Below are 26,176 nucleotides of genomic sequence, written 5' to 3' on the forward strand. Positions count from 1 at the left end.
CTTCCATCCCCTTTCTAAACCGTTTTAGAAAGCAATGAATCTAGCAAGTGATTCTCCTGCTTTCCTTCTATTAAATCAGCCATATACTGACCAGAAACAGGGCTTAATAAAATGCCGTTTCGATAATGGCCCGTACAAGCATATAAACCTTTTATTTCTTCATGCTCTCCCATATAAGGAGCATCATGATTCGATTGTGGTCTTAATCCTGCCCATGCGCTTTCCCACTCCGCTTCTTTTAAAGCTGGCAATATTGTATAAGCACGCTCTAATATAGAAGTAATACTTTCTGGTTGTACAGTTTTATTGAACGTATGAGGCTTCATCGTTGCCCCAATTACGTAACGCCCACCACGCTTCGGCGTAATATAAAACCGCTCTTGGAAAATAGGAGCTTTCAAGAGCGGTTTCCTGCTTCTTACTGCAATAACCTCTCCCTTAACAGGATATGTACCCCAATCACTATGGAAGTAATGTAGTAATTTCGTACTCCATGAACCTCCAGCGATAACGACTTTTTCGCATGTGATTACACCTTCGCTTGTAACAATCCCAGTCACTTTATTATTTTCAATACGAATATCAAACACTTCTGTTTGTTCATATATGTCAGCTCCAGAAAATGCCGCGGAATGTGCGAATGCTTTTGTAAGCTCTGGTGCAATAACGTGACCATCTTTCGGATAATATACCGCTCCGAGAATTGACTCGGATAGAAACGGCTCTTTTTCCCGTAAATGGTCTCCCGTTAAAAATCGGGAATCTTCACCTGTTTTCTGCTGCCAATCCATAATGTGAAGAATTCTTTCCTTCTCATCTTCATTTTGGGCAATACGATATATCCCTTTTTCTTCATACCCAATATCGATGCCTGTCTTTTCACGTAAAACCTCTGCAAGTTGTGGAAATATAGCACGGCTTTCTCTAGCAAGTTCAAATAGTGGGTCATATTCATCCCACTCTGCCTGAACACCGAGCAAACCAGCAGCTGCTTTCGAAGCTTCAGATGCGATTCTTTGCTTCTCTATAATCGCTACTTTATGCCCTCTTTCTGCTAGAAAGTGTGCAACTGAACTACCAATTACACCTCCGCCAATAATCGCTACATCATACTTCTTACACATGTTTTCCCGCCCACTTTCTTATTGATTCCTTATAAGATTTCGCTCTGCTATACGGATTAATACTGCTTATAATCCCGGACATAACAGCAATCCCACTTACACCATTTACAAGAACCTCTCCTGTATTTTCAGGAGTGATTCCACCAATTGCAGTTATTGGTATGGATAAACACCTTGCCATATGAGCAATTTCTTCTAATCCTCTTGCTGGCACATCCTTTTTACAAGCCGTTGGAAATACATGACCGTAAACGAGTGAATCCGCTCCATTTTTAAATGCCACTATCGCTTCATCTAAAGAATGTACTGAATAGCCAACATGCAAATAAGAAAACTTTTCTTTCACTGACCTTACATCTGCGCTTCGATATCCTAGCTGCACACGCGGAATATTTAATAGTATAGCAATATCAATTCGATCATTTATCACTATCTTCGATGCTGGAAAGCCTTTCCCCAAAAGACTTTCCACACCTTCATACAATTCCTTCGTACTTTTCTCACGCTCACGAATATGCAAATAATCAATCTCACTCTCAATTTGCATCGCTACATTCACTAACTCTTCGAATGGCATGTGACCATTTGAGATTACATGGAGCTCATTTTTCATATTCATTCGCCTACTTTAAAATGTTTTCGAATAATTCATCGGCTGGAACGATTTCTTTCGTCATTCCTTTTTCTTTCAGCCATTTATTTTGTTTCTCCCATGACTCTTTTGAATCTGATAAGAATGGCTCATCTTTCGTTTCCATCTTCTCTAATAAAATTTTCATACTTTCTTTTTCAACTTCTGGTACTAGCGGGAAGTTTTCTTTTTCTTGATGATTTAATAAAATATTCAATGCTTCATCCGGATTTTTCTTCATGAAATCATATCCTTTTTTCGCACCACGTAAAAAGGCCTGTAATGCTTCTTTATCCTTTTTCAAAGTTTTATCACCTGTTACAAACACAAGCTCATGATAATTCGGCACACCATATTCAGCTGGATTAAAGTATGCTGGTTCATGGCCTTCATGACGCATAACAGGTACTTCATGGTTAATGTATGCTCCTGTTACAGCATCTACTTTTTTCGTAATTAGCGCTGGTACTAAATCGAATCCAACATCAACTACTTTTACTGTATCTGGATTACCACCATCTTCTTTTACCATCGTCTTTAAATATGCTTCACTTAAAGGAGTTCCAGAATATCCAACTGTTTTTCCTTCTAAGTCTTTAGGTGACTTAATACCTGCTGATTTCAGCGATACAACATGATTTAGCGGCGAACGTACGACAGCTCCAATTGATTTCACTGGAATTTGTTCATTTGCTTTTGCCATGACAACATCTGGTTGATAATACAAACCAACTGTCACTTTCCCTGCTGCCGCTAGCGTTAATGGATCAGTCGGATTAGAAGGGAATTTAATATTCACCTTTACTCCTTCTTCTTTAAAGTATCCTTTTTCAATTGCCGTATAAATAAAGCTATGTACCGCATTTGGGTACCAATCAAGCATTACTGTTATTTCCTTTTCTGATTTATTCTTATCTGATGCTGAATTACTCGAACATCCTGCAATCATTGCAACTAATAATGTAAACACAAAGATGCGTTTTAATAATTTCATGAATGTTTCCTCCAACTAATAAATTTCTTTTCTAATATCGAAACAAGTATGACAAAGAAGATAGCTAATAATGATAACAATACAATTGGTGCAAATACACCAGCTCCGTCTAACTGCGTCATCATTCTTTTACTGAAATATCCAAGTCCAGCTTGTGCACCGAGCCATTCTCCAATTGCTGCTCCGATAACACTAAGCGGAACTGCAATTTTTAACGCTGAGAAAAAATAAGGAAGAGCAGATGGCAATTTTAGCTTTAAAAAAATATCTTTTTTCGTTGCACCATACGTAACTAAGAGCTCCTCCCATTCTTTCTTCGTACTACGCAGTCCATCATACGTATTTACCGCAATTGGGAAAAACGTAATTAAAACTGTGACAACGACCTTGCTCCAAATGGTATATCCAAACCATAAAACAAATAGCGGTGCAAGTGCTGTAATCGGAATTGTTTGTGAAGCTACTAATAATGGATAAAATGCTCTTTCCATCCACGTACTCGCATTCATTAACATTGCTATCCCTACGCCCAGTACGATAGAAATAACAACGCCTATTAAAACGACGTACAACGTTGCTGGTAAATGAACCGTAAATAATATATCTTTCAGCGTCCATATCTTCATTACAATTGCAGAAGGTGATGGCAAAATGTACATCTCATCTACAATTCTTGCGCCTACTTCCCATAGAGTAAGTAAAATCCCACTTAATATGAGGGCAGGTAATAACTCCTTCAAGCGATTCATCATACGAGTACCTGCCTTTGTAACATACTAAGGAGCTCTTCTTTAAGCGCCAACACTTCAGGATTATACAAATCTTTTCTTGTTCGGTTACGATCAAGCGGCACAATTCGCTCAGTTAAAGTTGCTATCGGTTGATTTTCTACAACGAAAATTCGATTAGAAAGAAACAATGCTTCTTCAACATCATGAGTGATAAATAAAATTGTTTTTTCCCACTCTTTCCATTGTTCAAACAACCATTCTTGCAAAGATGCCTTCGTTAAAGCGTCCAATGCGCTAAACGGTTCATCTAACAATAATATCTCCCCGCCCGTTAATAAAGTTCGGATAAAAGATACACGTTGTCTCATACCACCAGATAAATCTTTCGGATATTTCGCCTCGTATCCTTGTAACCCAAATTTATGTAACAGTTCTTTCGCTTTTACTTGCGCTTCTTTCTTCTGCACACCTTGGCACTCTAGCGGCAGGGCAGCATTCTCAATAATCGTCCTCCACGGCAAAAGCATATCTTTTTGAGGCATATACCCTACAGGATGACTCTTTGTTTCTGTCAGCTCTATCTGTCCAGTACTTGCCTCTTCTAATCCTGTAATAAGGCGAAATAATGTACTTTTCCCGCATCCACTCGGTCCGATAATACTTACAAACTCTTTATCTTGTATAGAAGCATTTAATTCATTGATGATTGGTTTCTCATCATAATGAAAAGAAACATTATGAAACTGTAGTATGTTCTTGCTCCTCAAAACCCCACATCTCCTTACGATAAGCCATATCCCAGAATAAATATTCAAATCGGCTGGAATATAAGAAAATCTCCTCTAATCGGTCTAGCTCTTTCTCTGATTTTCCAACTGCCATTTCATTTAATAAATCTATTAACCAAATACAAAGGTTACCGTATTCTTCAGAACTATATCCTTGAATCCATTCACCAAAGAACTCATGATTTCTTGCTCCAGGAATATCATTTAAACGTTTTCCAATCTCCCAATAGCTCCACATACATGGAAGAAGTGCCGCTATTAATTCCGCAAGTGTGCCATTTTGAGATACAGACATCATGTAATTTGTATAGGCTAAATTTTTAGCAGATGGTTTCGCAGATTCCATCTCTTGTGCAGAAATGCCAAGTCTTTTTGCATACTGTTTATGGATCGTCATTTCACCATTTAAAATCCCATCAATTTGCTCTGCAAATTTTGCCATAACTTGTGGATTCGTTGACTTTACAACCCCAATTGCATATAGCTTTGCATAATCTAACAAATATAAATAATCTTGAATAATATAGTACTGGAATTTGTCTTTTTCCAACGTACCATCCCCCATACCTACTACAAACGGATGATTATGACTTTTCTCCCAAACAGGCTGCACCGTATCAAATAATTTTTCACAAAATTTCATTTATAATTCCCCTTCCTATATATCTATTTATCTCAATAAAAAAACCACCTCTGTATATAAGAAGTGGTTACAGCAAATAAAATTATAATTTATTCGTTGTTCCACTTCCCTTCGCTAGTATTATCTAGATCAGGTGTTGTAAGGGTTAAGGATTATTCCTCTCTCAGCACGAAAAGCACCCCTAGTGGTGTTAATATGAAATTTTCAAATAAAAAAGCCCCGTTTCTATACGCAAAGAAACGGGGACTGATTGTTAATGTCCGAATTGCTTCCCTACGCTAGCATAATCTAGATCAGGTAATAAAAAGGATCAAAGGCTTACGGCCCTACTCTCAGCTGGCAACACCAGCCCTCCTAGCAAACTATAAAATTATCACTGTCAGTATAACATCGCCATAAGACATCATCAACTGTTTTAATTTTCTTAATTATCAATTAAAAATTAACATGTTAAACAAATATAAATGCGACCCCAAAAATGATATATAATACAATATTTATATATGAACCTCTCTTCTAACATTATTTTTATTGATTTCATATTACATTTATGTGAATACGACCAATATATTATATCTTTATACTATAATAAAATTACAACTATACAACTAGAGGAGGTCTTTATTACATGAATATGAAAGCTACAGCTTTAACAGCAACTACTATCGCAATTGCTTCTTTACTTCCTTCTATGGGAGAATCCGATATACAAACAGCGGCTGCTAAGCAAACATCTACAGTAAAAACTGGATATGTAAAAATCGACAACGTTGCACTACATCAAAATAACCATGCAGACAGTGCAATAATTGATAACATTCGATTTAATAGCCCGGTTACTATTCTTGAGACAACTCAAGATTGGTATAAAGTATCTGTTAACAACAAAACAGGCTATATGAAAAAAGATGCAATTCTATTCAAAAAAAATGTTCAATCAAAGAATCAATATATCGTAAATGCAAACGCATTAAACGTTCGTTCTGAACCTAATACAGAGTCTTCTATTCTAGATATATTACCAAATGGGCAATTCATTACCATTCAAGGTGAACAAGGGGATTGGTACAAAATATTACATAACGGGAAAATTGGATACGTACAAAAAACATTTGTATCTAATGGATCCACACCTCTAGTAAAAGGTGTAACAGTACAAGGTTCTCCTTCTTATACTGTTGCAACACCAAAATTAAATGTACGTAGCAACGCTAGTACAAGTAGCACTCTACTTGGCTCATTACAAAACGGTACACAAGTACAAGTAGTAGAAACGGTAGGTACTTGGTATAAAATTCGTTTTGGCACAGGATACGGATATGTAGCAAAACACTATGTAGTGCAAAATCAAAATCAAAATCCAGCACAAGCTAAAACAGCTCAACCTTCATCAATTCCAGCAGTTTTCAAATTCCCTACTCAAGGGAAAATCAGCTCAACTTTTGATATGCGCTGGGAGCAAATGCATTATGGTATAGATATAGCAGCACAAGGAAATGTCTCTATTCAAGCTGCTGCTGCAGGTAAAGTTGTGAAATCTTATTATTCGGCTAGCTACGGCAATGTCGTGTTCATCGCCCATCAAATAAATGGGAAATTATATACAACAGTTTATGCTCATATGAAGGATCGCACTGTACAAGCTGGTGATCAAGTACAAACTGGACAATTAGTAGGTCATATGGGAAACACAGGTCATTCATACGGGCAACATCTCCATTTTGAATTACATAATGGGGAATGGAATTTTGAAAAAACAAATGCAGTGAACCCACTGCCATATTTAGTTAGGTAAATTATATGCCACGCAATATACCTCTCTTTATTGAATACCTGGCCTTTTTAGGTTTAATCTGTTGTTTAATCATTTATAATACGAACATTGTATTTTTATCTATTATTATTGCTTTTGTTGCTTTAGAAATCATTATGGAAGCATTACAAATGCGGCTAAAACAAAAAATTGCCCATATTTATAATGCAATTTTTCTTTTGAGTGCTCTTATAACAAATATAATTAGTAATGGTTTTTATTTATCTACCGTACTTCCTGTATTCTTTATAGGTGTTTTATTATTCATAGCTAGATACGTTCATGTTCCTAATAACCAAAAACATGAACAAGAAGCTTAAAAAGAGGAGACACTGTGTACCAATCTTTCAAAGATAATCCAATGAAATATATATTGAATTTATATGAAAAAATGAATACTTTTTTTGGTATACAAGGAAGTTATACTGCACAATTTCTCCTTTATGGAATGTTATTTCTTATCTTGGTTACTTTCTCCTTGTTTTACTAACAAAAAAGGATCTCACATAAACTTGAGATCCTTTTTAATTTATATTAATTTTTAATATGTAAAATAAGGTTTATCCACAAGCATATTTTTCATAAATAAAACTAAGATTATATTTTTTCTCTAAGCTCATTCTTTGTTCATCGTCGCACCAATAGAAAAGAATATCATGAATCGTTGCATAACGCTTATTTTTAAGAAATAGTTTAAAGAATGATGGTAAACAATCATGTAATTGTATAAATATATAATTGCGTAGTATTTCTTCTTTGTATTCAATTCCCTTACAAATATACAGTAATTCTTCACAATAATATGCATGCTGTGGAACTTGGATCATTTCGAAAAATGGTACATATGATAGTAACTTTCCAATAAAATGACCATACCGATCCATTACCCCTATCGTCATATGCTCCATCATTTCTTTCATCACATATAAATAATCATCTACATGAGTTGTCTTTAAAGGGTCTAATCGATCGGAAATTTGAGAAAGTACAGCTCTTTGACAAGCTAAAACTGCCTGACTAGGTCCATAATATGATAGGAAGTCTGTACACTTACGATACTTTCGTAATAAGTCATGTGTATATAAATCATACACAAAAGTATTACAATACATTGCTAGACTCATCATATCACTATTTAATTGCTCTTTTGACAGTAGCTTCGCTCGCTTACACATATAAAAGAATGTAAATTCCAATACTTCTTTATGAGATAATAGATGTTTACAATTTGTTATACATTTCTCATTAAATTTAACTCGATCCCAAATTTCTACATCCTCAGCTGTTAATTCACCAATACGATATTTAATAATTAAATAGTTTAAAGCAACTGCTTTCGTCAACAGATCCCATGTTTCATACTCCAATGAAGTTTGGACAAATTCATCTAGTCCTTGGGCTATCATAAAAGCATTTGCCTCTTCATACCAACCAATCTCTTGACATAAACGAAGAATACGTACTAGAGTTGGAATTTCATCTTTATGAAACTGCGGTAAATTCTTTACTTTATTCATGCCATATACGATAAATGCCGCTAAATTCTCTTCTTTATAAAATTCTTTTTCTTTCCATACTAATATAGTTCGCTCTTTCCCTTCACCTTTTGGATGACAAGGTACAAGCAAAGAAAATAACTCAGCGAAATTATTTGGTTCTATATATGTATCTGTAACCAAATTCCAATTTGGATCGCCCTGTACAGCCCTCATATAATTCCCCTTCCCTTTTTATCTATGTAGGAAATAATAATTCATTAATTCATTATTACATCATTAATGATAAATATTGTTATATTCAAAATCTATCATAATACTTATATCTCTCAGTATATCATTTTTTCTCTTATTAAAAATTAGGAATGACAAATTTTAAAAAACTGTCAAAAATATTGACTCTATACTTATTATATAATGTCTCAGATACATCACGCTAATATATTAGTTTAATCCATATATACTAGAATAATGTATCTGATCTTTATACATAATTTATTCCGTATGCTCCGAGATTTCACTTAAAGCAAACCCTGCTTGATCATCTGCTGATTTTCTTATAGCTAAATCACCTAGTGCTAGCATCCCAACAAGTTGACCGCTCTCAACTACCGGTAATCGTCTAATTTGATATTGTGCCATTAACTCTGTAGCTTTTTCAATAGAATCATCTGGAGAAACTGAAACAATGTTTGTTGTCATTACATTTGTAATTTGATTAGATCCAGGATGTTTTTCAGCAATCCCACGAACAACTAAGTCTCGATCAGTAACAAGCCCAACAACTTGTTTATTTTCAATAACAGGAATCAATCCAACCGATTCTTCCTTCATTTTTACAGCCGCCTCATATACATTATCTAACGGTGTACAATGTACGATATGAGTACTCATAAGTTCTCTAACTTGTGTCATTTTTCATCTCCTCCTTTTAATACATACCATAGCTTTTCCTAAATCCCTTTATTTATTTCAGGAAAATAAGGTGATAAAAAGAGGCTTATACATAATAAAAAAGAGTCAGCAATATGCTGACTCTTTTTTTTATGACCCGTACGGGATTCGAACCCGTGTTACCGCCGTGAAAGGGCGGTGTCTTAACCACTTGACCAACGGGCCATGGCTCCGCAGGTAGGACTCGAACCTACGACCGATCGGTTAACAGCCGATAGCTCTACCACTGAGCTACTGCGGAATATATGGTGGGCCTAAATGGACTCGAACCATCGACCTCACGCTTATCAGGCGTGCGCTCTAACCAGCTGAGCTATAGGCCCATATACTTTACAGGGGCAGTAGGAATCGAACCCACACTGGAGGTTTTGGAGACCTCAGTTCTACCTTTAAACTATGCCCCTAAATGATGCCGGCTAGAGGACTTGAACCCCCAACCTACTGATTACAAGTCAGTTGCTCTACCAATTGAGCTAAGCCGGCATAAAAAAATGGTGGCTCGGGACGGAATCGAACCGCCGACACGAGGATTTTCAGTCCTCTGCTCTACCGACTGAGCTACCGAGCCAACATAAAATGGCGGTCCCGACCGGGGTCGAACCGGCGATCTCCTGCGTGACAGGCAGGCATGTTAACCACTACACCACGGGACCATTGGTTGCGGGGACAGGATTTGAACCTGCGACCTTCGGGTTATGAGCCCGACGAGCTACCGTACTGCTCCACCCCGCGACGATATTATGTTTTAAAAATAAATGGAGGAGGTAGAGGGATTCGAACCCCCGCGCGACTCTCGCCGCCTGTCGGTTTTCAAGACCGATCCCTTCAGCCGAACTTGGGTATACCTCCATGAAGGAAAAATTAATATCTTATTCATTTTTATATGTAACTAAGCCACTTTTTAAAAAAATGGAGGAGGTAGAGGGATTCGAACCCCCGCGCGACTCTCGCCGCCTGTCGGTTTTCAAGACCGATCCCTTCAGCCGAACTTGGGTATACCTCCGACATATAAAAAATAAAGTGGAGCCTAGCGGGATCGAACCGCTGACCTCCTGCGTGCAAGGCAGGCGCTCTCCCAGCTGAGCTAAGGCCCCATGTTTTTGGGAAAATCGGGAAGACAGGATTTGAACCTGCGACCCCCTGGTCCCAAACCAGGTGCTCTACCAAGCTGAGCCACTTCCCGTTAATAAAAGCGCGCCCGAGAGGAGTCGAACCCCTAACCTCTTGATCCGTAGTCAAACGCTCTATCCAATTGAGCTACGGGCGCATATGGTGCCGAGGGCGGGGGTCGAACCCGCACGGTGGTCACCCACCGCAGGATTTTAAGTCCTGTGCGTCTGCCTGTTCCGCCACCCCGGCATGTCATATTGAAAATTGGAGCGGAAGACGGGATTCGAACCCGCGACCCCAACCTTGGCAAGGTTGTATTCTACCACTGAACTACTTCCGCAAAACATGTATGAGTTATTTTATTAAAAGTGCGGGTGAAGGGAGTCGAACCCCCACGCCAAAGGCGCTAGATCCTAAGTCTAGTGCGTCTGCCAATTCCGCCACACCCGCATATTTTGTTAAAATGGTGAGCCATGAAGGATTCGAACCTTCGACCCTCTGATTAAAAGTCAGATGCTCTACCAACTGAGCTAATGGCTCTTAATGGCTGGGCTAGCTGGATTCGAACCAGCGCATGACGGAGTCAAAGTCCGTTGCCTTACCGCTTGGCTATAGCCCAATAATTAAGAAATGGTGGAGGGGGGCAGATTCGAACTGCCGAACCCGAAGGAGCGGATTTACAGTCCGCCGCGTTTAGCCACTTCGCTACCCCTCCGACATAAATGGTGGAGGATGACGGGATCGAACCGCCGACCCCCTGCTTGTAAGGCAGGTGCTCTCCCAGCTGAGCTAATCCTCCATTTTGCCTGGCAACGTCCTACTCTCACAGGGACAAGGTCCCAACTACCATCGGCGCTAGAGAGCTTAACTTCCGTGTTCGGTATGGGAACGGGTGTGACCTCTCTGCCATCATTACCAGACTATATTCATTTAAGACAAGAATCATTATAACTTATTAACTTTTAAAGGTCAACAAGTTTTTTATATTCTTTCAAAACTAGATAACATTGCTTCATATTATATGGTTAAGTCCTCGATCTATTAGTATTCGTCAGCTCCACATGTCACCATGCTTCCACCTCGAACCTATCAACCTGATCATCTTTCAGGGATCTTACTAGCTTACGCTATGGGAAATCTCATCTTGAGGGGGGCTTCATGCTTAGATGCTTTCAGCACTTATCCCTTCCGCACATAGCTACCCAGCTATGCCCTTGGCAGAACAACTGGTACACCAGCGGTGCGTCCATCCCGGTCCTCTCGTACTAAGGACAGCTCCTCTCAAATTTCCTACGCCCACGACGGATAGGGACCGAACTGTCTCACGACGTTCTGAACCCAGCTCGCGTACCGCTTTAATGGGCGAACAGCCCAACCCTTGGGACCGACTACAGCCCCAGGATGCGATGAGCCGACATCGAGGTGCCAAACCTCCCCGTCGATGTGGACTCTTGGGGGAGATAAGCCTGTTATCCCCGGGGTAGCTTTTATCCGTTGAGCGATGGCCCTTCCATGCGGAACCACCGGATCACTAAGCCCGACTTTCGTCCCTGCTCGACTTGTAGGTCTCGCAGTCAAGCTCCCTTATGCCTTTGCACTCTACGAATGATTTCCAACCATTCTGAGGGAACCTTTGGGCGCCTCCGTTACACTTTAGGAGGCGACCGCCCCAGTCAAACTGCCCACCTGACACTGTCTCCCGGGTCGATAAGACCCGTAGGTTAGAATTTCAATACAGTCAGGGCGGTATCCCACCAGCGCCTCCACCGAAGCTAGCGCTCCGGTTTCAATGGCTCCCGCCTATCCTGTACAAACTGTACCAAAATTCAATATCAGGCTACAGTAAAGCTCCACGGGGTCTTTCCGTCCTGTCGCGGGTAACCTGCATCTTCACAGGTACTATAATTTCACCGAGTCTCTGGTTGAGACAGTGCCCAAATCGTTACACCTTTCGTGCGGGTCGGAACTTACCCGACAAGGAATTTCGCTACCTTAGGACCGTTATAGTTACGGCCGCCGTTTACTGGGGCTTCAGTTCAGAGCTTCGCTTACGCTAACCCCTCTCCTTAACCTTCCAGCACCGGGCAGGTGTCAGCCCCTATACTTCGCCTTACGGCTTCGCAGAGACCTGTGTTTTTGCTAAACAGTCGCTTGGGCCTATTCACTGCGGCTTTCCGTTAAGAAAGCACCCCTTCTCCCGAAGTTACGGGGTCATTTTGCCGAGTTCCTTAACCAGAGTTCTCTCGCACACCTTAGGATTCTCTCCTCGCCTACCTGTGTCGGTTTGCGGTACAGGCACCTTTTATCTCGCTAGAAGCTTTTCTTGGCAGCGGGGAATCAAAGACTTCGCTCCATAAGGAGCTTCCCCATCACAGCTCAGCCTTCACGATAAGCGGATTTGCCTACTTATCAGCCTAACTGCTTGGACGTGCACAACCAATCGCACGCTTCTTCTATCCTTCTGCGTCCCTCCATTGCTCAAACGATAAAGAGGTGGTACAGGAATATCAACCTGTTGTCCATCGCCTACGCCTGTCGGCCTCGGCTTAGGTCCTGACTAACCCTGAGCGGACGAGCCTTCCTCAGGAAACCTTAGGCATTCGGTGGACGGGATTCTCACCCGTCTTTCGCTACTCATACCGGCATTCTCACTTCTAAGCGCTCCACCAGTCCTTCCGGTCTGACTTCACTGCACTTAGAACGCTCCCCTACCACTGATACCATTGGTATCAATTCGCAGCTTCGGTGGTGTATTTAGCCCCGGTACATTTTCGGCGCAGAGTCACTCGACTAGTGAGCTATTACGCACTCTTTAAATGGTGGCTGCTTCTGAGCCAACATCCTAGTTGTCTAAGCAACTCCACATCCTTTTCCACTTAATACACACTTTGGGACCTTAGCTGGCGATCTGGGCTGTTTCCCTCTTGACTACGGATCTTATCACTCGCAGTCTGACTCCTAAGGATAAGTCATTGGCATTCGGAGTTTGACTGAATTCGGTAATCCGATGAGGACCCCTAGTTCAATCAGTGCTCTACCTCCAAGACTCTTACACTTAAGGCTAGCCCTAAAGCTATTTCGGGGAGAACCAGCTATCTCCAGGTTCGATTGGAATTTCTCCGCTACCCACACCTCATCCCCGCACTTTTCAACGTGCGTGGGTTCGGGCCTCCATTCAGTGTTACCTGAACTTCACCCTGGACATGGGTAGATCACCTGGTTTCGGGTCTACGACCACGTACTAAACGCCCTATTCAGACTCGCTTTCGCTGCGGCTCCGCCTCTTCAGCTTAACCTTGCACGGGATCGTAACTCGCCGGTTCATTCTACAAAAGGCACGCCATCACCCATTAACGGGCTCTGACTATTTGTAGGCACACGGTTTCAGGATCTCTTTCACTCCCCTTCCGGGGTGCTTTTCACCTTTCCCTCACGGTACTGGTTCACTATCGATCACTAGGGAGTATTTAGCCTTGGGAGATGGTCCTCCCAGATTCCGACGGAATTTCACGTGTTCCGCCGTACTCAGGATACATTCAAGAGAGAACGAAGTTTCGACTACGGGGTTGTTACCCTCTGTGACGGACCTTTCCAGGTCGCTTCGTCTACCTCGTTCCTTTGTAACTCCGTATAGAATGTCCTACAACCCCAAGAGGCAAGCCTCTTGGTTTGGGCTAGATTCCGTTTCGCTCGCCGCTACTCAGGAAATCGCATTTGCTTTCTCTTCCTCCAGGTACTTAGATGTTTCAGTTCCCTGGGTCTGTCTTCCATACCCTATGTATTCAGGTAAGGATACCATACCATTACGTATAGTGGGTTTCCCCATTCGGAAATCTTCGGATCAAAGCTTACTTACAGCTCCCCGAAGCATATCGGCGTTAGTCCCGTCCTTCATCGACTCCTAGTGTCAAGGCATCCACCGTGCGCCCTTTCTAACTTAACCAAACTAAAATTAAAAAAATATGAGCTACACTGTTATCTAGTTTTCAAAGAACATACATTTAAACTTGAGAGATAGTTCTCTCAAAACTGAACGAAACGAAACAAGTCAACGTTTATTGATGAACTGCGTTCATCAATTCTCCATAGAAAGGAGGTGATCCAGCCGCACCTTCCGATACGGCTACCTTGTTACGACTTCACCCCAATCATCTGTCCCACCTTAGGCGGCTGGCTCCATAAAGGTTACCCCACCGACTTCGGGTGTTACAAACTCTCGTGGTGTGACGGGCGGTGTGTACAAGGCCCGGGAACGTATTCACCGCGGCATGCTGATCCGCGATTACTAGCGATTCCAGCTTCATGTAGGCGAGTTGCAGCCTACAATCCGAACTGAGAACGGTTTTATGAGATTAGCTCCACCTCGCGGTCTTGCAGCTCTTTGTACCGTCCATTGTAGCACGTGTGTAGCCCAGGTCATAAGGGGCATGATGATTTGACGTCATCCCCACCTTCCTCCGGTTTGTCACCGGCAGTCACCTTAGAGTGCCCAACTTAATGATGGCAACTAAGATCAAGGGTTGCGCTCGTTGCGGGACTTAACCCAACATCTCACGACACGAGCTGACGACAACCATGCACCACCTGTCACTCTGCTCCCGAAGGAGAAGTCCTATCTCTAGGATTTTCAGAGGATGTCAAGACCTGGTAAGGTTCTTCGCGTTGCTTCGAATTAAACCACATGCTCCACCGCTTGTGCGGGCCCCCGTCAATTCCTTTGAGTTTCAGCCTTGCGGCCGTACTCCCCAGGCGGAGTGCTTAATGCGTTAACTTCAGCACTAAAGGGCGGAAACCCTCTAACACTTAGCACTCATCGTTTACGGCGTGGACTACCAGGGTATCTAATCCTGTTTGCTCCCCACGCTTTCGCGCCTCAGTGTCAGTTACAGACCAGAAAGTCGCCTTCGCCACTGGTGTTCCTCCATATCTCTACGCATTTCACCGCTACACATGGAATTCCACTTTCCTCTTCTGCACTCAAGTCTCCCAGTTTCCAATGACCCTCCACGGTTGAGCCGTGGGCTTTCACATCAGACTTAAGAAACCACCTGCGCGCGCTTTACGCCCAATAATTCCGGATAACGCTTGCCACCTACGTATTACCGCGGCTGCTGGCACGTAGTTAGCCGTGGCTTTCTGGTTAGGTACCGTCAAGGTGCCAGCTTATTCAACTAGCACTTGTTCTTCCCTAACAACAGAGTTTTACGACCCGAAAGCCTTCATCACTCACGCGGCGTTGCTCCGTCAGACTTTCGTCCATTGCGGAAGATTCCCTACTGCTGCCTCCCGTAGGAGTCTGGGCCGTGTCTCAGTCCCAGTGTGGCCGATCACCCTCTCAGGTCGGCTACGCATCGTTGCCTTGGTGAGCCGTTACCTCACCAACTAGCTAATGCGACGCGGGTCCATCCATAAGTGACAGCCGAAGCCGCCTTTCAATTTCGAACCATGCAGTTCAAAATATTATCCGGTATTAGCCCCGGTTTCCCGGAGTTATCCCAGTCTTATGGGCAGGTTACCCACGTGTTACTCACCCGTCCGCCGCTAACTTCATAAGAGCAAGCTCTTAATCCATTCGCTCGACTTGCATGTATTAGGCACGCCGCCAGCGTTCATCCTGAGCCAGGATCAAACTCTCCAATAAAGTTAGTTTGTCTAGCATCTAAAAATAAAAATTGACGTTCACGTTGTTTGTTTCGTTCAGTTTTCAAAGAACTTGTTCGCCGCTCTGAAAGCGACTTCATCATATTAACATCTTCATTTTCCGATGTCAACTATGTTTTTTAATTTCTTTTTTGTCATTTTCTGCGTTTCCGCATCAGCGACGTTTATTAATATACCATCATGGTTTTTAAATAACAAGTGTTTTTTATAAAAAAATACAAAAAGTTATCCACCCTACTTTCTTCTATAGAAAGAACCATTATCCTTTCTACTGAAAACATTCATTTTGATTGTATACAATTTACTACATACTATCATCAACCAGGCGGTATTTCACAATAAGTTCCTTTCCTTTTTAAATTTTACAATTACCACAGTTCTACTTAAGAAGGACAAATAACCATTTAAATGTAGAGTAACAAAAAACGAGGCTACTATACTAGAGCCAAACTTTAATTAATGCTTTTCCTCGCCAACCAGGAACTTTACTTCCACAAATAACGAACTTCCCTTCGGAATATTAACTTAAGATTATTGTTAGAATTTTTTTACATTTAATTAATGAAAGATATCCATTTTTTGTTATATAGTAAGAAAGTGCCCACAAAACTATAAATAAACTAATGGAGGAATTATCTTATGGATAGGTTAACAAAATTTTCATTAAAAAACCGAGCCGCTATTATTATCATGGTTTTTCTCATTTCCATACTCGGCGTTTATTCCGGCTCCAAATTACCTATGGAATTTTTACCAAGTATCGATAACCCTGCAATAACTGTCACGACATTATCCCAAGGGCTCGATGCTGAAACGATGACCAAGGACGTAACTGATCCCCTTGAAAAGCAATTTCGTAATTTAGAACATATCGATGGCATCACTTCTTCCACACACGAGGGATTATCACGCATCGACATTGCATATACATCCAAGGCAAATATGAAAGACGCGGCACGTGAAGTCGAAAAAGCAATTAATACAATTAAATTACCTAAAGATGTAACTAAGCCTGTAGTTAGCCAATTAAATACTTCTATGATTCCACTCGCTCAAATTACCATCCAGAAGCAGAACGGATTTTCAAAAGCTGACGAAAAACAAATCGAGAAAGAAATCGTACCACAACTCGAAAGCATTGATGGTGTTGCCAATGTTATGTTTTTCGGAAAATCAACTTCCGAATTATCCGTCGTACTTGACCCTAACCAACTAAAAGATAAAAACGTAACATCAGAGCAAGTATTAGCAGTTTTACAAGGAAAAGAAACTTCCACCCCAAGTGGAGCAATTACCGTTAATAAGGAAGAATACAACCTTCGTGTCATCGGGGATATAAAAAATGTAAATGAAATTAAAAATATCACCGTTACACCTCAAGTAAAGTTACAAGATGTTGCTCAAATTGAATTAAAACAACATTACGATACAATCTCGCACATAAACGGGGAAGAAGGAACAGGATTAATCATCATGAAAGAGCCGAGTAAAAATGCGGTTGCAATCGGAAAAGAGATTGATAAAAAGATTAAAGATATAAGCAAGCAATATAAAGATCAATTTTCTATTAAACTTTTAGCTTCAACTCATGAGCAAGTTGAAAATGCTGTTACTAGTATGGGAAAAGAAGTAATCCTTGGGGCAATTGCCGCGACTCTCATTATCTTAATCTTTTTACGTAGCTTCCGAACAACACTCATCGCTGTCGTCAGTATTCCATTATCTATTTTATTAACACTATTTTTACTCCATCAATCTAACATCACACTTAACATTCTAACTCTTGGTGGCTTAGCCGTTGCAGTTGGACGTCTCGTCGATGATAGTATCGTTGTCATCGAGAACATTTTCCGTCGTTTACAAAAAGAACCCTTCTCTCAAAATATTATTCTTGAAGCAACGAAAGAGGTCGCAGTCGCAATTACCGCTTCTACTTTAACAACAGTCGCCGTTTTTTTACCTATCGGTCTCGTATCGGGAGTAATCGGAAAACTAATGTTACCTATGGTATTAGCAGTTGTATATTCTATACTTTCTTCCTTAATTGTGGCATTAACAGTCGTTCCACTTATGGCTTTTCTACTACTCAAAAAAACAAAACGTCGCAATTCTCATTCTTCACCGCGATATGTCGCTACATTAAAGTGGGCTCTTTCTCATAAGTTTATCATTCTACTCACTTCTTTTTTATTATTTGCAGGATCAATCGCAGCCTACATACTACTTCCGAAAGCGAACATAAAGTCTGAGGACGATACAATGCTATCCGTTAACATGACATTTCCAACCGATTATGATTCTGAAGCTAAAAAACAAAAAGCCTTTGATTTCGAAAAGAAACTACTCTCTAATTCTGATGTAACAGATGTTATTTTGCGAATGGGATCTAGCGCAGAAGATGCACAATGGGGACAGACAACTAAAAACAATCTTGCAACTATATTTGTAGTCTTTAAAAAAGGATCTGACATCGATCAATATATTAAAGAATTAAAAAAAGAGCATAATGCTTTTGAACCAGCTGAACTCGATTATATAAAAACTAGTTACTCTGACTCCGGAAGTGGAAACAACTTACAATTTAACGTAACCGCTACTAACGAAACAAATTTAAAAAAGGCCGCTAACATCGTCGAAACAAAACTAAAAAGTATGGAGGCTCTCTCTAAAGTAAAAACAAATATTGAAGACTCTAAAAAAGAATGGCAAATTCATATCGATCAAACAAAGGCGGAACAACTCGGTTTAACACCAGAATTAGCAGCACAACAAGTATCATTCCTTATGAAGAAATCTCCTATTGGGGAAATCTCAATCAATAATGAAAAAACAACTATTATGATAGAACATAAAAAGGCATCCATTAACAAACAAGAAGATATTTTAAACACAAACATACTCTCACCTATTAACGGACCAATTCCTTTAAAAGACATTGCAACTATTTCAGAAAAACAACTTCAAACGGAAATCTTCCATAAAGATGGGAAAGAAACGATACAAATTACTGCAGCAGCTTCAAGTGAAGATTTAAGTAAAGTAAGCGCAGAAGTAAACAAAGCTATAGCCGACTTAGATTTACCTACCGGAGCAAAAGTAAATATCGCAGGTGCTACCGAGTCTATGCAAGAGAACTTCACAGATTTATTCAAAATTATGGGGATTGCAATTGGAATTGTATATTTAATTATGGTTATCACATTCGGGCAAGCACGTGCTCCTTTCGCGATTTTATTCTCTTTACCATTAGCTGCTGTCGGAGGTATTTTAGGATTAATCATTTCCAGAACACCTGTTGATGTAAATTCATTGATTGGCGCATTAATGTTAATCGGGATTGTCGTTACAAATGCTATTGTATTAATAGAAAGAGTGCAACAAAATCGGGAAAACGGTATGGAAACAAGAGAAGCCTTACTAGAAGCAGGATCTACTAGATTACGCCCAATTATTATGACAGCTATAACAACAATCGTCGCTATGCTACCACTCCTATTCGGCCAATCTCAAGCGGGCAGCATGGTATCAAAAAGTCTAGCTGTCGTTGTAATTGGCGGCTTAGCCGTTTCAACCGTTCTTACATTAGTAGTTGTTCCTGTTATGTATGAACTATTAGATAAAATCGGGAGAAAAAGACGCTCCCGCAGAAAAATAAGTACTTCTACAGAAACACCTGATATTTAAACTAAAAGGCGTTATCTTCATAATTGAAGATAACGCCTTTTAGAATTCCCTACCTATCGATATAATCTAGCACTTTTTTCGTATATCGCTCTAGTGACTTACCAGAATCTACAAGAAGATATTCATCATTTAAAAGCCTTGTACTGCCATCTAGCCACTTTTACCAAACGTTACTTCTGATTCTACTGACTTATCTTATGTTCACGTGTTTGTAACCTACGATTAATTTCTTCTATATTATTAAGATAACATTCAATATATTTATATGTAGCACCATACTTCCGACATAAACCTATTCCTTTTTCAACCATCCCATCATAGAGTCATGGACTATCTAATATAACACTATGTTCTTGTTCCAACAAAAAAACTATCAGTTCCCACTCAATATCATAGGAGACTCCCCCAACAACTGTTAATTCAATCCCTTTTGCCGTTAATGATTTTAATAATGCTGATTTCACGACGTCATGGTCTACAATAACTGCACCTGTTAATTTAGCGATATACTTAGAAAGTGTCGATTTACCTGATCCAGGAAATCCCGAAATTTGCAGAAAGCACACCTCTCCCTCTTTCATCCTAATATCCGTATATCAAGCTACCCATTCAACAACTCTCCTTCTTTTCCTGCTAACATCAAAATGGCCGTAAAAAAACTCCCTATTTATAAACAGAGAGTTTTTTACAGCCATTTATGCCGCTTTTACCTTCTTCGTCGTTTTACTTTTTCTTTTCGTTCCTGTAAAGCGCTTATGCAATACAGATGCTACCAAGCGTGAAATGACATTGAATAGTAATACCATAATAATTAATACAGCTGCAGATTTTGTCGCAATCAACTTCGCATCTGGGATAATCCCTTCAGAATTCAACTTCCAAATATGAACCGCTAACGTTTCAGCTGGTCTAAATGGATTTAAAGGATGCGCAGGACTTGAGAAGTCCGCTGCTGAATTTAAAATTGGAGATGTTAAACCCGCTGTGTAAATTAATGCCGCTGCTTCACCAAATATACGGCCAGCCGCTAAAATAACACCTGTAATAATTTGTGGTAATGAAGACGGGATAATAATACGCGCAATCGTTTGCCACTTTGTCGCACCTAATCCAAGACTCGCCTCTTTTACATTATGAGGAACTTCTGAAATCGCATTTTCACAAACACGTGTTAAACCTGGTAAGTTTAAAATAGTTAAAGCTAGAGCACCACCCATTACCGTGTATCCCCAGCCTGTCATTGTAACGAACACTAACAAACCGAATAAACCAACAACAATAGAAGGTAAAGACGCCATTGTTTCAATACATAAACGAACAAAACTTAAGAATCGACCTTGTTTTGCATACTCCGCTAAATATATTCCAGCACCTAATCCAAGAGGAATAGATATAATAAGCGTTATAACAAGCATATAGAAGGAATTGAATAATTGCGGACCAATCCCACCACCAGCTCTTGTATTGCTTGGTTCTCCAAACAAGAAATTAGGATCCCAAAATCCCCATCCCTTTTGTAAAATTTCAAACACTAAGAACACTAGCAAGGCTACAACTAAAGCCGCAACCGCATAAAAGATACCTGTCCAAATTTTATTTACCGTTCTTGCATTCATTATTATCGCTCACCTCTTTGACCAATCGCTCGAATTACTAAAATAAATAGGAATGAAATAACAAGCAAAATCATCGCTAATGTCCATAGCGCATTATTCCAAGCTGTTCCGTTCAATGTATTCGTCATATCCATTGTCAGAATACCCGTTAACGTTGCTGTTGGACTATATATTCCTTCTGGTAATTTAATCGTGTTCCCGATTACCATTTGAACCGCTAACGCTTCACCAAAAGCACGCGCTAATCCTAAAACTATACCTGTTAAAATCCCTTGTTTTGCAGCAGGAACAATCACTCGACTAATCGCTTGCCATTTCGTTGATCCTAGACCATAAGAAGCTTCTAAATAATCAAATGGAACAGAGCGTATTGCATCAGAAGCGATACTAGCAATAGTAGGTAATATCATAATACTTAGGACAATAATACCCGCAATTAAACTAAAGCCCACTCCTCCAAACGAATCACGTAATAGTGGCACTAAAATCGTAACCCCTAATAATCCGTATACAACTGAAGGAATACCAACTAATAATTCTAAAACAGGCTTCAATACTTTATTTCCGAACTTCGGCGAAATTAAATTCATGAATATAGCAAGAGCTATAGCAATTGGTGCACTAATAATAACTGCACCTATCGAAACCAATGTTGAACCTATAATGAAAATTACAGCTCCGAAGGTTCCTTCGTCAGCATTCGGATTCCATTTTGTCGATGTTAGCACCTCAGTAAATGAGATACCACTTTGCGTAAAAGATTGAATTCCTTTACCACAAATAAACGCAATAATAGCTAATGTAACTAAAACAATAAAAATACCACAAAACGTAACGAGTGATCTTCCTATATATTCACTCTTTACGTAATTTATTTGTTTTTTCCCCTTCATCACAGGACAGACCCCACTTCATAAATTGAAATGAACAGGACTGGCCTTGCAGCCAGCCCCATAAATTTTATTACTTATTTAATTTAGACATTGGAATGTAACCCATATCTTCTACTTGTTTTTCGAAATCTTTACCTTTTACATAGTCAATGTAAGCTTTCGTCGCTTCTTTTGCCTCACCTTTAGTTACCATGTACTCGTAAGACCAGAATGGATATTTACCAGCAGAAATATTTTCAACTTTCGGTTCAGATCCATCAATTTTAACCGTTTGTAACGCACCTTTTTTCTCACCAACCATGTAAGACATTGCTAAGTAACTAACTGAACCTGGAGTAGAGTTAATTGCTTGCTCTACAGCACCATTAGAATCTTGTGTCGTACCAGTTCCATCATTAATTTTCGCGTCTTTCATCACTGTCTTTTCAAAAGTAGCACGTGTACCAGATGAAGCTGGTCGGTTAATTACATTGATTTTTTCATCTTTTCCGCCTACTTCTTTCCAGTTCGTTACTTTTCCAGTGAAGATATCTTGCACTTGTTTTACTGTTAAGTTATCAACTTTTACATCTTTATTTACGACAAGTGCGAATGCGATACCCGCAACTTTGTTATCTACTAATTCTTTTGCTTTTTCAGCATCTTTTATTTTATCTCCAGCTGGAACATCTGAGTTACCAATTTGTACCGCACCAGAAGCTACTTGGTTAATCCCTGTTCCACTACCGCCACCTTGAACTTGAATAGAAACTTTTGAATTTTTCTCCATGAATTTCTTTCCAGCTTCCTCCGCAAGAGGTTGAAGAGCTGTAGAGCCAGCTGCTGCAATCGTACCTGATAATTCTTGTTTTGCATCGCTACCTTTAGCAGCTTCCTTATTATCCGTACTTTCTGCTTTTCCACATCCAACTAATGCACCTGCAACAACTAAAGCCGCTAAAGAAAATTTAATACCCTTTTTCATAATCATGTCTTGTACCCCCATTTGGATTATCACTTTTCGAATTCATCTTCTTTCGAACACAAATTCATTGTAGGACAACAATATTATGTGAGTGTTAAGCAATTTTTAAGTTTAAGTAAATAGAGATAACATCCCATAAAAGCTAGACATTCCAACATTTACAGTCGAAAAAGCCAACAAAATCCACACTAAACACGCAGTATTGTAAATTTAATCTTAACAATGTAAATTCAATGTAAATGATTTTCTCTATTTTTCCCTTTAAGTTAAAACTACATTTACAATCCCCCTATATTTTTAAGCTTTTACACTCATACTTTATTTACATTAAAAAGAATTCCAGTAATATTTTTCGGTACAACTAAATAAATTGGAACAATTCTAAAAAAAATTGAATATTTTTAAAGTACTAATTGACAGCATCATTAAATGTAGTCTACTATATTACTATCAAAAAGTTTACCTAAGGAAACTTTTTAAACTAAAACTAAAAATATAGAGATGAGGTAACTTTTATGGTATCGGCTAATACTAAACCCCTTTCCGAATTCAGAACAGGGGAATTTGTACAAATTGAGAAGATACAATTAGAAGGAACTATGAAACGACGTTTATTAGATTTAGGATTTTTTCCTGGAGCGACAATTAAAGTATTACAACGCAGCCCACTTGGAGACCCAGTCGCTTATCAAGTAAGCAACACAACTATTGCACTGCGTAGTGAAGAAAGCTCCCTTATTTTCGGGGTATTAATAGGAGATGATTTCAGATGAGTAACCATCGCATTGCGTTAGCTGGTAACCCGAATACCGGGAAAAGTACATTATTTAATACTTTAACAGGCTTAAAACAACATACTGGAAACTGGACGGGGAAAACTGTTTTAAAGGCTGAAGGGGAATATAAGCACGGCGGAAATATGTATACAATAATAGATTTACCTGGAACTTACTCACTGTATTCAAATTCGGCAGATGAAGAAGTAGCACGAGATTATATTATATTTGAAAAACCAGAAGTAACTGTAGTTGTTATAGATGCAACTGCAATGGAAAGAAATTTAAATTTAGCACTCCAAGTGATGGAAATGACAAACGATGTGGTCATTTGTATTAACTTAATTGATGAAGCGGAGAAAAAAGGAATCATTATTGACGAAAAGAAATTAGCAAAATCACTCGGTGTACCTGTAGTGAAGATTTCTGCTCGCAACCGAGTAGGCATTGGTCATTTGCTAAATGTCATCGCTAAAGTAGCAAATAAAAAACTAATTCCAACACCAATTAAAATTACTTATAACGATAAAATCGAAAATATGATTCAGGAATTAGAACCACAAATTTATAAAGTATTCGGTGATACGTATCCAGCACGTTGGATTGCATTACGTATATTAGATGGAGATAAGAATTTCTTAACTACACTTCAAAAACACCATAACGAACCACTTGTAAGGGAGGTTGTAATCAATGGAATCTCACTCAGCCAGTAAAGCTCTTCCGCTGGACTATATTGTTCAACATGCACAAACACTTTCAAAAGAAGATATACGAGATGATATTGTCGGAGATATTTATCGAACCTCCGCAAGTATATGTAAAGAAGCTGTTCAATATACAAATACCGATAAATTGTACCGTTCTGAAAAACTAGATAAAATTTTCACATCTCCAATATGGGGATTCCCAATTATGCTCGGTATTTTATCTATTATTTTTTATCTTACAATTGCAGGCGCTAACGTACCTTCTGATATGATCGCTAAGTTCTTTGGCTGGGTAGAAGGATATTTAACATCTTGGTTCCAAGCAATGCATGCACCTGAATGGTTACATGGCATTTTAATACTTGGTTTATTCCGTGGTACCAGTGCTGTTATAAGCGTTATGTTACCACCTATGGCAATCTTTTTCCCTATGTTCGCACTATTAGAAAACTACGGATATTTACCACGTGTCGCATTTAACATGGACCGCTTATTCAAACGATCTGGTGCACATGGCAAGCAATCTTTAACAATGGCAATGGGATTCGGTTGTAATGCAGCTGCCATTATGTCAACACGTATTATCGAATCACCACGTGAGCGTATGCTTGCCATTTTAACAAACAACTTCGTCCCATGTAATGGACGCTGGCCTACATTAATCTTAATGGCTTCATTATTTATGGCTGCTGGATATACAGGCAGCATGCAAACACTTGTTACTGCCGGCGTTGTCGTTGGAATGGTTGTAATTGGCGTTATTGTAACTTTAACTGTTTCTTGGGTTTTATCAAAAACTGCTCTAAAAGGCGTTCCAACTCACTATACGTTAGAGTTACCACCATACCGTAAACCAAAAATTTGGAATACAATTGTGCGTTCAACGCTCGATAAATCAATATATGTTTTAAAACGAGCTGTAATTGTAGCTGCACCTGCCGCTGTATTAACTTGGATACTTGCTAATATTTTCGTCGGTGACACGAGCTTACTTATGCATTTTGTGAACTTCTTAGATCCATTTGCTAAACTGTTAGGACTTGACGGATTTATTCTAGCAGCGTTTATTCTTGGACTACCAGCTAATGAAATTGTTATTCCGATTTTATTAATGTCTTACTTATCGACTGGTGCTTTAACTGAAATAGATGATTTTAATCAAATTAAAAATCTATTCTTAGAACACGGTTGGACTTGGTTAACTGCGTTAAACACAATGTTGTTCTCACTTCTTCATTTCCCATGCGGAACAACACTAGTTAACATATATAAAGAAACAAAAAGTGCAAAATGGACATTTTTATCGTTTGCAATCCCTACTGTTATTGCCATTGTTGTTACATTCCTCTCTACACAATTGGTACATTGGTTAGGTCTTGTATAAAAGCAAAGTATACATAGAAGGAATCCCCCTTCAACATATACTTTGTGCACAAAAGAAACCTAAAATTTATTCAGGTTTCTTTTTTTGCGCCTCTTCTTTCCACGGCTGGGCACCATACGTTGTAATTTTTTTATGAATCAAATATATAGTCCCTGGAAGAACCGCCATTAATATCGTGCAACTAATCCCCAATCCAGTAAACAA

General features: G+C 39.5%; 18 protein-coding genes, 20 tRNA genes, 3 rRNA genes, 1 pseudogene and 2 riboswitches. Of the genes and pseudogenes, 6 read left to right on the forward strand and 36 right to left on the reverse strand.

Translation table 11 applies throughout. The features are described from left to right. Positions 1-14 precede the first annotated feature (14 nt). The 6 genes from thiO to tenA are packed head-to-tail and all read right to left on the reverse strand — an operon-like array spanning position 15 to position 4,911. A complete protein-coding gene (gene thiO, locus QCI75_RS23055; RefSeq protein ID WP_144505418.1) occupies positions 15-1,124 on the reverse strand; it encodes a glycine oxidase ThiO in 1,110 nt (369 codons plus the stop codon). Next, positions 1,117-1,737, reverse strand: coding sequence for a thiazole tautomerase TenI (tenI, locus tag QCI75_RS23060; RefSeq protein WP_144505419.1), 621 nt, complete (start codon positions 1,735-1,737; stop codon positions 1,117-1,119). The genes thiO and tenI overlap by 8 nt, the downstream gene beginning before the upstream one ends. A gap of 10 nt (positions 1,738-1,747) precedes the next feature. Then, a complete protein-coding gene (locus QCI75_RS23065; RefSeq protein ID WP_144505420.1) occupies positions 1,748-2,749 on the reverse strand; it encodes an ABC transporter substrate-binding protein in 1,002 nt (333 codons plus the stop codon). Continuing rightward, a complete protein-coding gene (locus tag QCI75_RS23070) occupies positions 2,746-3,498 on the reverse strand; it encodes an ABC transporter permease (protein ID WP_144505425.1) in 753 nt (250 codons plus the stop codon). Before QCI75_RS23070 ends, QCI75_RS23065 begins: the two co-directional genes overlap by 4 nt. After that, on the reverse strand, positions 3,498-4,247 hold the full coding sequence (locus QCI75_RS23075; RefSeq protein WP_353761251.1) for an ABC transporter ATP-binding protein: 750 nt from the start codon (positions 4,245-4,247) through the stop codon (positions 3,498-3,500). Before QCI75_RS23075 ends, QCI75_RS23070 begins: the two co-directional genes overlap by 1 nt. Beyond that, positions 4,216-4,911, reverse strand: coding sequence for a thiaminase II (tenA, locus tag QCI75_RS23080; RefSeq protein WP_144505421.1), 696 nt, complete (start codon positions 4,909-4,911; stop codon positions 4,216-4,218). The genes QCI75_RS23075 and tenA overlap by 32 nt, the downstream gene beginning before the upstream one ends. Positions 4,912-5,000: 89 nt before the next feature. Next, positions 5,001-5,104: riboswitch (TPP riboswitch) on the reverse strand. A 60-nt stretch (positions 5,105-5,164) separates the two neighbouring features. After that, positions 5,165-5,277, reverse strand: a riboswitch (TPP riboswitch). Between the two features lie 262 nt (positions 5,278-5,539). Here tenA and QCI75_RS23085 point away from each other — a divergent pair. Both QCI75_RS23085 and QCI75_RS23090 read left to right on the forward strand, forming a co-directional pair. Continuing rightward, the gene (locus tag QCI75_RS23085; RefSeq protein WP_353761252.1) at positions 5,540-6,706 is read left to right on the forward strand and encodes an SH3 domain-containing protein; all 1,167 of its coding nucleotides are present in this window, start codon (positions 5,540-5,542) and stop codon (positions 6,704-6,706) included. A gap of 5 nt (positions 6,707-6,711) precedes the next feature. Further along, positions 6,712-7,044 (forward strand): hypothetical protein, encoded by a 333-nt coding sequence (locus tag QCI75_RS23090; RefSeq protein WP_070140928.1) that lies wholly within the window; start codon positions 6,712-6,714, stop codon positions 7,042-7,044. A 240-nt stretch (positions 7,045-7,284) separates the two neighbouring features. Here the strand turns inward: QCI75_RS23090 and QCI75_RS23095 are convergent, their stop codons facing one another. The 25 genes from QCI75_RS23095 to QCI75_RS23215 all read right to left on the reverse strand — a co-directional run bounded on the left by QCI75_RS23095 (position 7,285) and on the right by QCI75_RS23215 (position 15,925). Continuing rightward, positions 7,285-8,436, reverse strand: a complete 1,152-nt coding sequence (locus QCI75_RS23095; RefSeq protein WP_144505423.1) for a DUF3965 domain-containing protein — start codon at positions 8,434-8,436, stop codon at positions 7,285-7,287. A 279-nt stretch (positions 8,437-8,715) separates the two neighbouring features. Further along, entirely contained in the window at positions 8,716-9,135 is a 420-nt protein-coding gene (locus QCI75_RS23100) for a CBS domain-containing protein (protein WP_002125317.1), read from the reverse strand. A 132-nt stretch (positions 9,136-9,267) separates the two neighbouring features. Next, positions 9,268-9,339, reverse strand: a tRNA-Glu gene (locus tag QCI75_RS23105). Position 9,340: 1 nt separating this feature from the next. Then, positions 9,341-9,415, reverse strand: a tRNA-Asn gene (locus QCI75_RS23110). A gap of 5 nt (positions 9,416-9,420) precedes the next feature. Further along, a tRNA-Ile gene (locus QCI75_RS23115) sits at positions 9,421-9,497 on the reverse strand. 10 nt (positions 9,498-9,507) lie between these two features. Continuing rightward, positions 9,508-9,578, reverse strand: a tRNA-Trp gene (locus QCI75_RS23120). A 6-nt stretch (positions 9,579-9,584) separates the two neighbouring features. After that, positions 9,585-9,657 (reverse strand) — tRNA-Thr (locus QCI75_RS23125). Between the two features lie 9 nt (positions 9,658-9,666). After that, a tRNA-Phe gene (locus tag QCI75_RS23130) sits at positions 9,667-9,742 on the reverse strand. Between the two features lie 9 nt (positions 9,743-9,751). Beyond that, positions 9,752-9,827: transfer RNA gene (locus QCI75_RS23135), tRNA-Asp, on the reverse strand. Between the two features lie 2 nt (positions 9,828-9,829). Then, a tRNA-Met gene (locus QCI75_RS23140) sits at positions 9,830-9,906 on the reverse strand. Between the two features lie 24 nt (positions 9,907-9,930). Continuing rightward, positions 9,931-10,023: transfer RNA gene (locus tag QCI75_RS23145), tRNA-Ser, on the reverse strand. Positions 10,024-10,084: 61 nt separating this feature from the next. Further along, positions 10,085-10,177: transfer RNA gene (locus tag QCI75_RS23150), tRNA-Ser, on the reverse strand. Positions 10,178-10,195: 18 nt separating this feature from the next. Continuing rightward, a tRNA-Ala gene (locus QCI75_RS23155) sits at positions 10,196-10,268 on the reverse strand. 15 nt (positions 10,269-10,283) lie between these two features. After that, positions 10,284-10,357: transfer RNA gene (locus QCI75_RS23160), tRNA-Pro, on the reverse strand. A 10-nt stretch (positions 10,358-10,367) separates the two neighbouring features. Next, positions 10,368-10,441: transfer RNA gene (locus QCI75_RS23165), tRNA-Arg, on the reverse strand. A 3-nt stretch (positions 10,442-10,444) separates the two neighbouring features. Further along, positions 10,445-10,533: transfer RNA gene (locus QCI75_RS23170), tRNA-Leu, on the reverse strand. A gap of 16 nt (positions 10,534-10,549) precedes the next feature. Then, positions 10,550-10,624, reverse strand: a tRNA-Gly gene (locus tag QCI75_RS23175). Positions 10,625-10,653: 29 nt separating this feature from the next. After that, a tRNA-Leu gene (locus tag QCI75_RS23180) sits at positions 10,654-10,734 on the reverse strand. Between the two features lie 14 nt (positions 10,735-10,748). Further along, positions 10,749-10,824, reverse strand: a tRNA-Lys gene (locus QCI75_RS23185). A gap of 4 nt (positions 10,825-10,828) precedes the next feature. Then, positions 10,829-10,903, reverse strand: a tRNA-Gln gene (locus QCI75_RS23190). Positions 10,904-10,915: 12 nt separating this feature from the next. Beyond that, positions 10,916-10,999: transfer RNA gene (locus QCI75_RS23195), tRNA-Tyr, on the reverse strand. Positions 11,000-11,007: 8 nt separating this feature from the next. Next, positions 11,008-11,083: transfer RNA gene (locus QCI75_RS23200), tRNA-Val, on the reverse strand. A gap of 5 nt (positions 11,084-11,088) precedes the next feature. Next, positions 11,089-11,204, reverse strand: a 5S ribosomal RNA gene (gene rrf / locus QCI75_RS23205). 101 nt (positions 11,205-11,305) lie between these two features. Continuing rightward, positions 11,306-14,227 (reverse strand): 23S ribosomal RNA (locus QCI75_RS23210). 146 nt (positions 14,228-14,373) lie between these two features. After that, positions 14,374-15,925: ribosomal RNA gene (locus tag QCI75_RS23215) — 16S ribosomal RNA — on the reverse strand. The 16S, 23S and 5S rRNA genes sit together here with 20 tRNA genes alongside, the layout of an rRNA operon. Before the next feature lie 659 nt (positions 15,926-16,584). On the opposite strand from QCI75_RS23215, the gene QCI75_RS23220 reads away from it, so the two are divergent. Then, positions 16,585-19,629 carry an efflux RND transporter permease subunit gene (locus QCI75_RS23220; protein WP_353761253.1) on the forward strand — a complete coding sequence of 1,015 codons (3,045 nt, stop codon included), beginning with the start codon at positions 16,585-16,587 and terminating at the stop codon, positions 19,627-19,629. A 49-nt stretch (positions 19,630-19,678) separates the two neighbouring features. Here the strand turns inward: QCI75_RS23220 and QCI75_RS23225 are convergent. From QCI75_RS23225 to QCI75_RS23240, 4 genes and pseudogenes are all read right to left on the reverse strand, one after another. Beyond that, positions 19,679-20,195: pseudogene (locus QCI75_RS23225) on the reverse strand (P-loop nucleotide/nucleoside kinase family protein). 129 nt (positions 20,196-20,324) lie between these two features. Continuing rightward, positions 20,325-21,245 carry a phosphate ABC transporter permease PstA gene (gene pstA / locus QCI75_RS23230; RefSeq protein ID WP_144508644.1) on the reverse strand — a complete coding sequence of 307 codons (921 nt, stop codon included), beginning with the start codon at positions 21,243-21,245 and terminating at the stop codon, positions 20,325-20,327. Positions 21,246-21,247: 2 nt separating this feature from the next. Further along, a complete protein-coding gene (pstC, locus tag QCI75_RS23235) occupies positions 21,248-22,138 on the reverse strand; it encodes a phosphate ABC transporter permease subunit PstC (RefSeq protein WP_000676684.1) in 891 nt (296 codons plus the stop codon). A gap of 70 nt (positions 22,139-22,208) precedes the next feature. Continuing rightward, the gene (locus tag QCI75_RS23240; RefSeq protein WP_144508643.1) at positions 22,209-23,108 is read right to left on the reverse strand and encodes a phosphate ABC transporter substrate-binding protein PstS family protein; all 900 of its coding nucleotides are present in this window, start codon (positions 23,106-23,108) and stop codon (positions 22,209-22,211) included. Positions 23,109-23,617: 509 nt separating this feature from the next. Between QCI75_RS23240 and QCI75_RS23245 the strand changes: the two genes are divergently transcribed. Genes QCI75_RS23245 through QCI75_RS23255 form a run of 3 tightly spaced genes read left to right on the forward strand, consistent with a single transcriptional unit; the run spans position 23,618 to position 25,972 of the window. Continuing rightward, entirely contained in the window at positions 23,618-23,875 is a 258-nt protein-coding gene (locus tag QCI75_RS23245; protein ID WP_002090873.1) for a FeoA family protein, read from the forward strand. Further along, positions 23,872-24,594 carry a FeoB small GTPase domain-containing protein gene (locus tag QCI75_RS23250; protein WP_353761254.1) on the forward strand — a complete coding sequence of 241 codons (723 nt, stop codon included), beginning with the start codon at positions 23,872-23,874 and terminating at the stop codon, positions 24,592-24,594. Before QCI75_RS23245 ends, QCI75_RS23250 begins: the two co-directional genes overlap by 4 nt. Continuing rightward, positions 24,572-25,972, forward strand: coding sequence for a nucleoside recognition domain-containing protein (locus QCI75_RS23255; protein WP_353761255.1), 1,401 nt, complete (start codon positions 24,572-24,574; stop codon positions 25,970-25,972). The genes QCI75_RS23250 and QCI75_RS23255 overlap by 23 nt, the downstream gene beginning before the upstream one ends. A gap of 66 nt (positions 25,973-26,038) precedes the next feature. Here QCI75_RS23255 and QCI75_RS23260 read toward each other — a convergent pair whose 3' ends face one another. Then, on the reverse strand, positions 26,039-26,176 hold the full coding sequence (locus tag QCI75_RS23260) for a hypothetical protein (RefSeq protein ID WP_087952777.1): 138 nt from the start codon (positions 26,174-26,176) through the stop codon (positions 26,039-26,041).

The organism is Bacillus cereus group sp. RP43, assembly GCF_040459645.1.
In the GTDB taxonomy this organism is placed as follows: Bacteria; Bacillota; Bacilli; order Bacillales; family Bacillaceae_G; genus Bacillus_A; species Bacillus_A mycoides_C.

Excerpts from the sequence above, each read along its gene's own strand:
- QCI75_RS23070 (WP_144505425.1), bottom strand. The coding sequence starts at position 3,498 with ATGAATCGCTTGAAGGAGTTATTACCTGCCCTCATATTAAGTGGGATT.
- QCI75_RS23240 (WP_144508643.1), bottom strand. The coding sequence starts at position 23,108 with ATGATTATGAAAAAGGGTATTAAATTTTCTTTAGCGGCTTTAGTTGTT.
- QCI75_RS23065 (WP_144505420.1), bottom strand. The coding sequence starts at position 2,749 with ATGAAATTATTAAAACGCATCTTTGTGTTTACATTATTAGTTGCAATG.
- QCI75_RS23255 (WP_353761255.1), top strand. The coding sequence starts at position 24,572 with ATGGAATCTCACTCAGCCAGTAAAGCTCTTCCGCTGGACTATATTGTT.
- QCI75_RS23100 (WP_002125317.1), bottom strand. The coding sequence starts at position 9,135 with ATGACACAAGTTAGAGAACTTATGAGTACTCATATCGTACATTGTACA.
- QCI75_RS23245 (WP_002090873.1), top strand. The coding sequence starts at position 23,618 with ATGGTATCGGCTAATACTAAACCCCTTTCCGAATTCAGAACAGGGGAA.
- tenI (WP_144505419.1), bottom strand. The coding sequence starts at position 1,737 with ATGAAAAATGAGCTCCATGTAATCTCAAATGGTCACATGCCATTCGAA.
- tenA (WP_144505421.1), bottom strand. The coding sequence starts at position 4,911 with ATGAAATTTTGTGAAAAATTATTTGATACGGTGCAGCCTGTTTGGGAG.
- pstA (WP_144508644.1), bottom strand. The coding sequence starts at position 21,245 with ATGAATGCAAGAACGGTAAATAAAATTTGGACAGGTATCTTTTATGCG.
- QCI75_RS23220 (WP_353761253.1), top strand. The coding sequence starts at position 16,585 with ATGGATAGGTTAACAAAATTTTCATTAAAAAACCGAGCCGCTATTATT.
- QCI75_RS23095 (WP_144505423.1), bottom strand. The coding sequence starts at position 8,436 with ATGAGGGCTGTACAGGGCGATCCAAATTGGAATTTGGTTACAGATACA.
- QCI75_RS23250 (WP_353761254.1), top strand. The coding sequence starts at position 23,872 with ATGAGTAACCATCGCATTGCGTTAGCTGGTAACCCGAATACCGGGAAA.
- QCI75_RS23090 (WP_070140928.1), top strand. The coding sequence starts at position 6,712 with ATGCCACGCAATATACCTCTCTTTATTGAATACCTGGCCTTTTTAGGT.
- QCI75_RS23085 (WP_353761252.1), top strand. The coding sequence starts at position 5,540 with ATGAATATGAAAGCTACAGCTTTAACAGCAACTACTATCGCAATTGCT.
- thiO (WP_144505418.1), bottom strand. The coding sequence starts at position 1,124 with ATGTGTAAGAAGTATGATGTAGCGATTATTGGCGGAGGTGTAATTGGT.
- pstC (WP_000676684.1), bottom strand. The coding sequence starts at position 22,138 with ATGAAGGGGAAAAAACAAATAAATTACGTAAAGAGTGAATATATAGGA.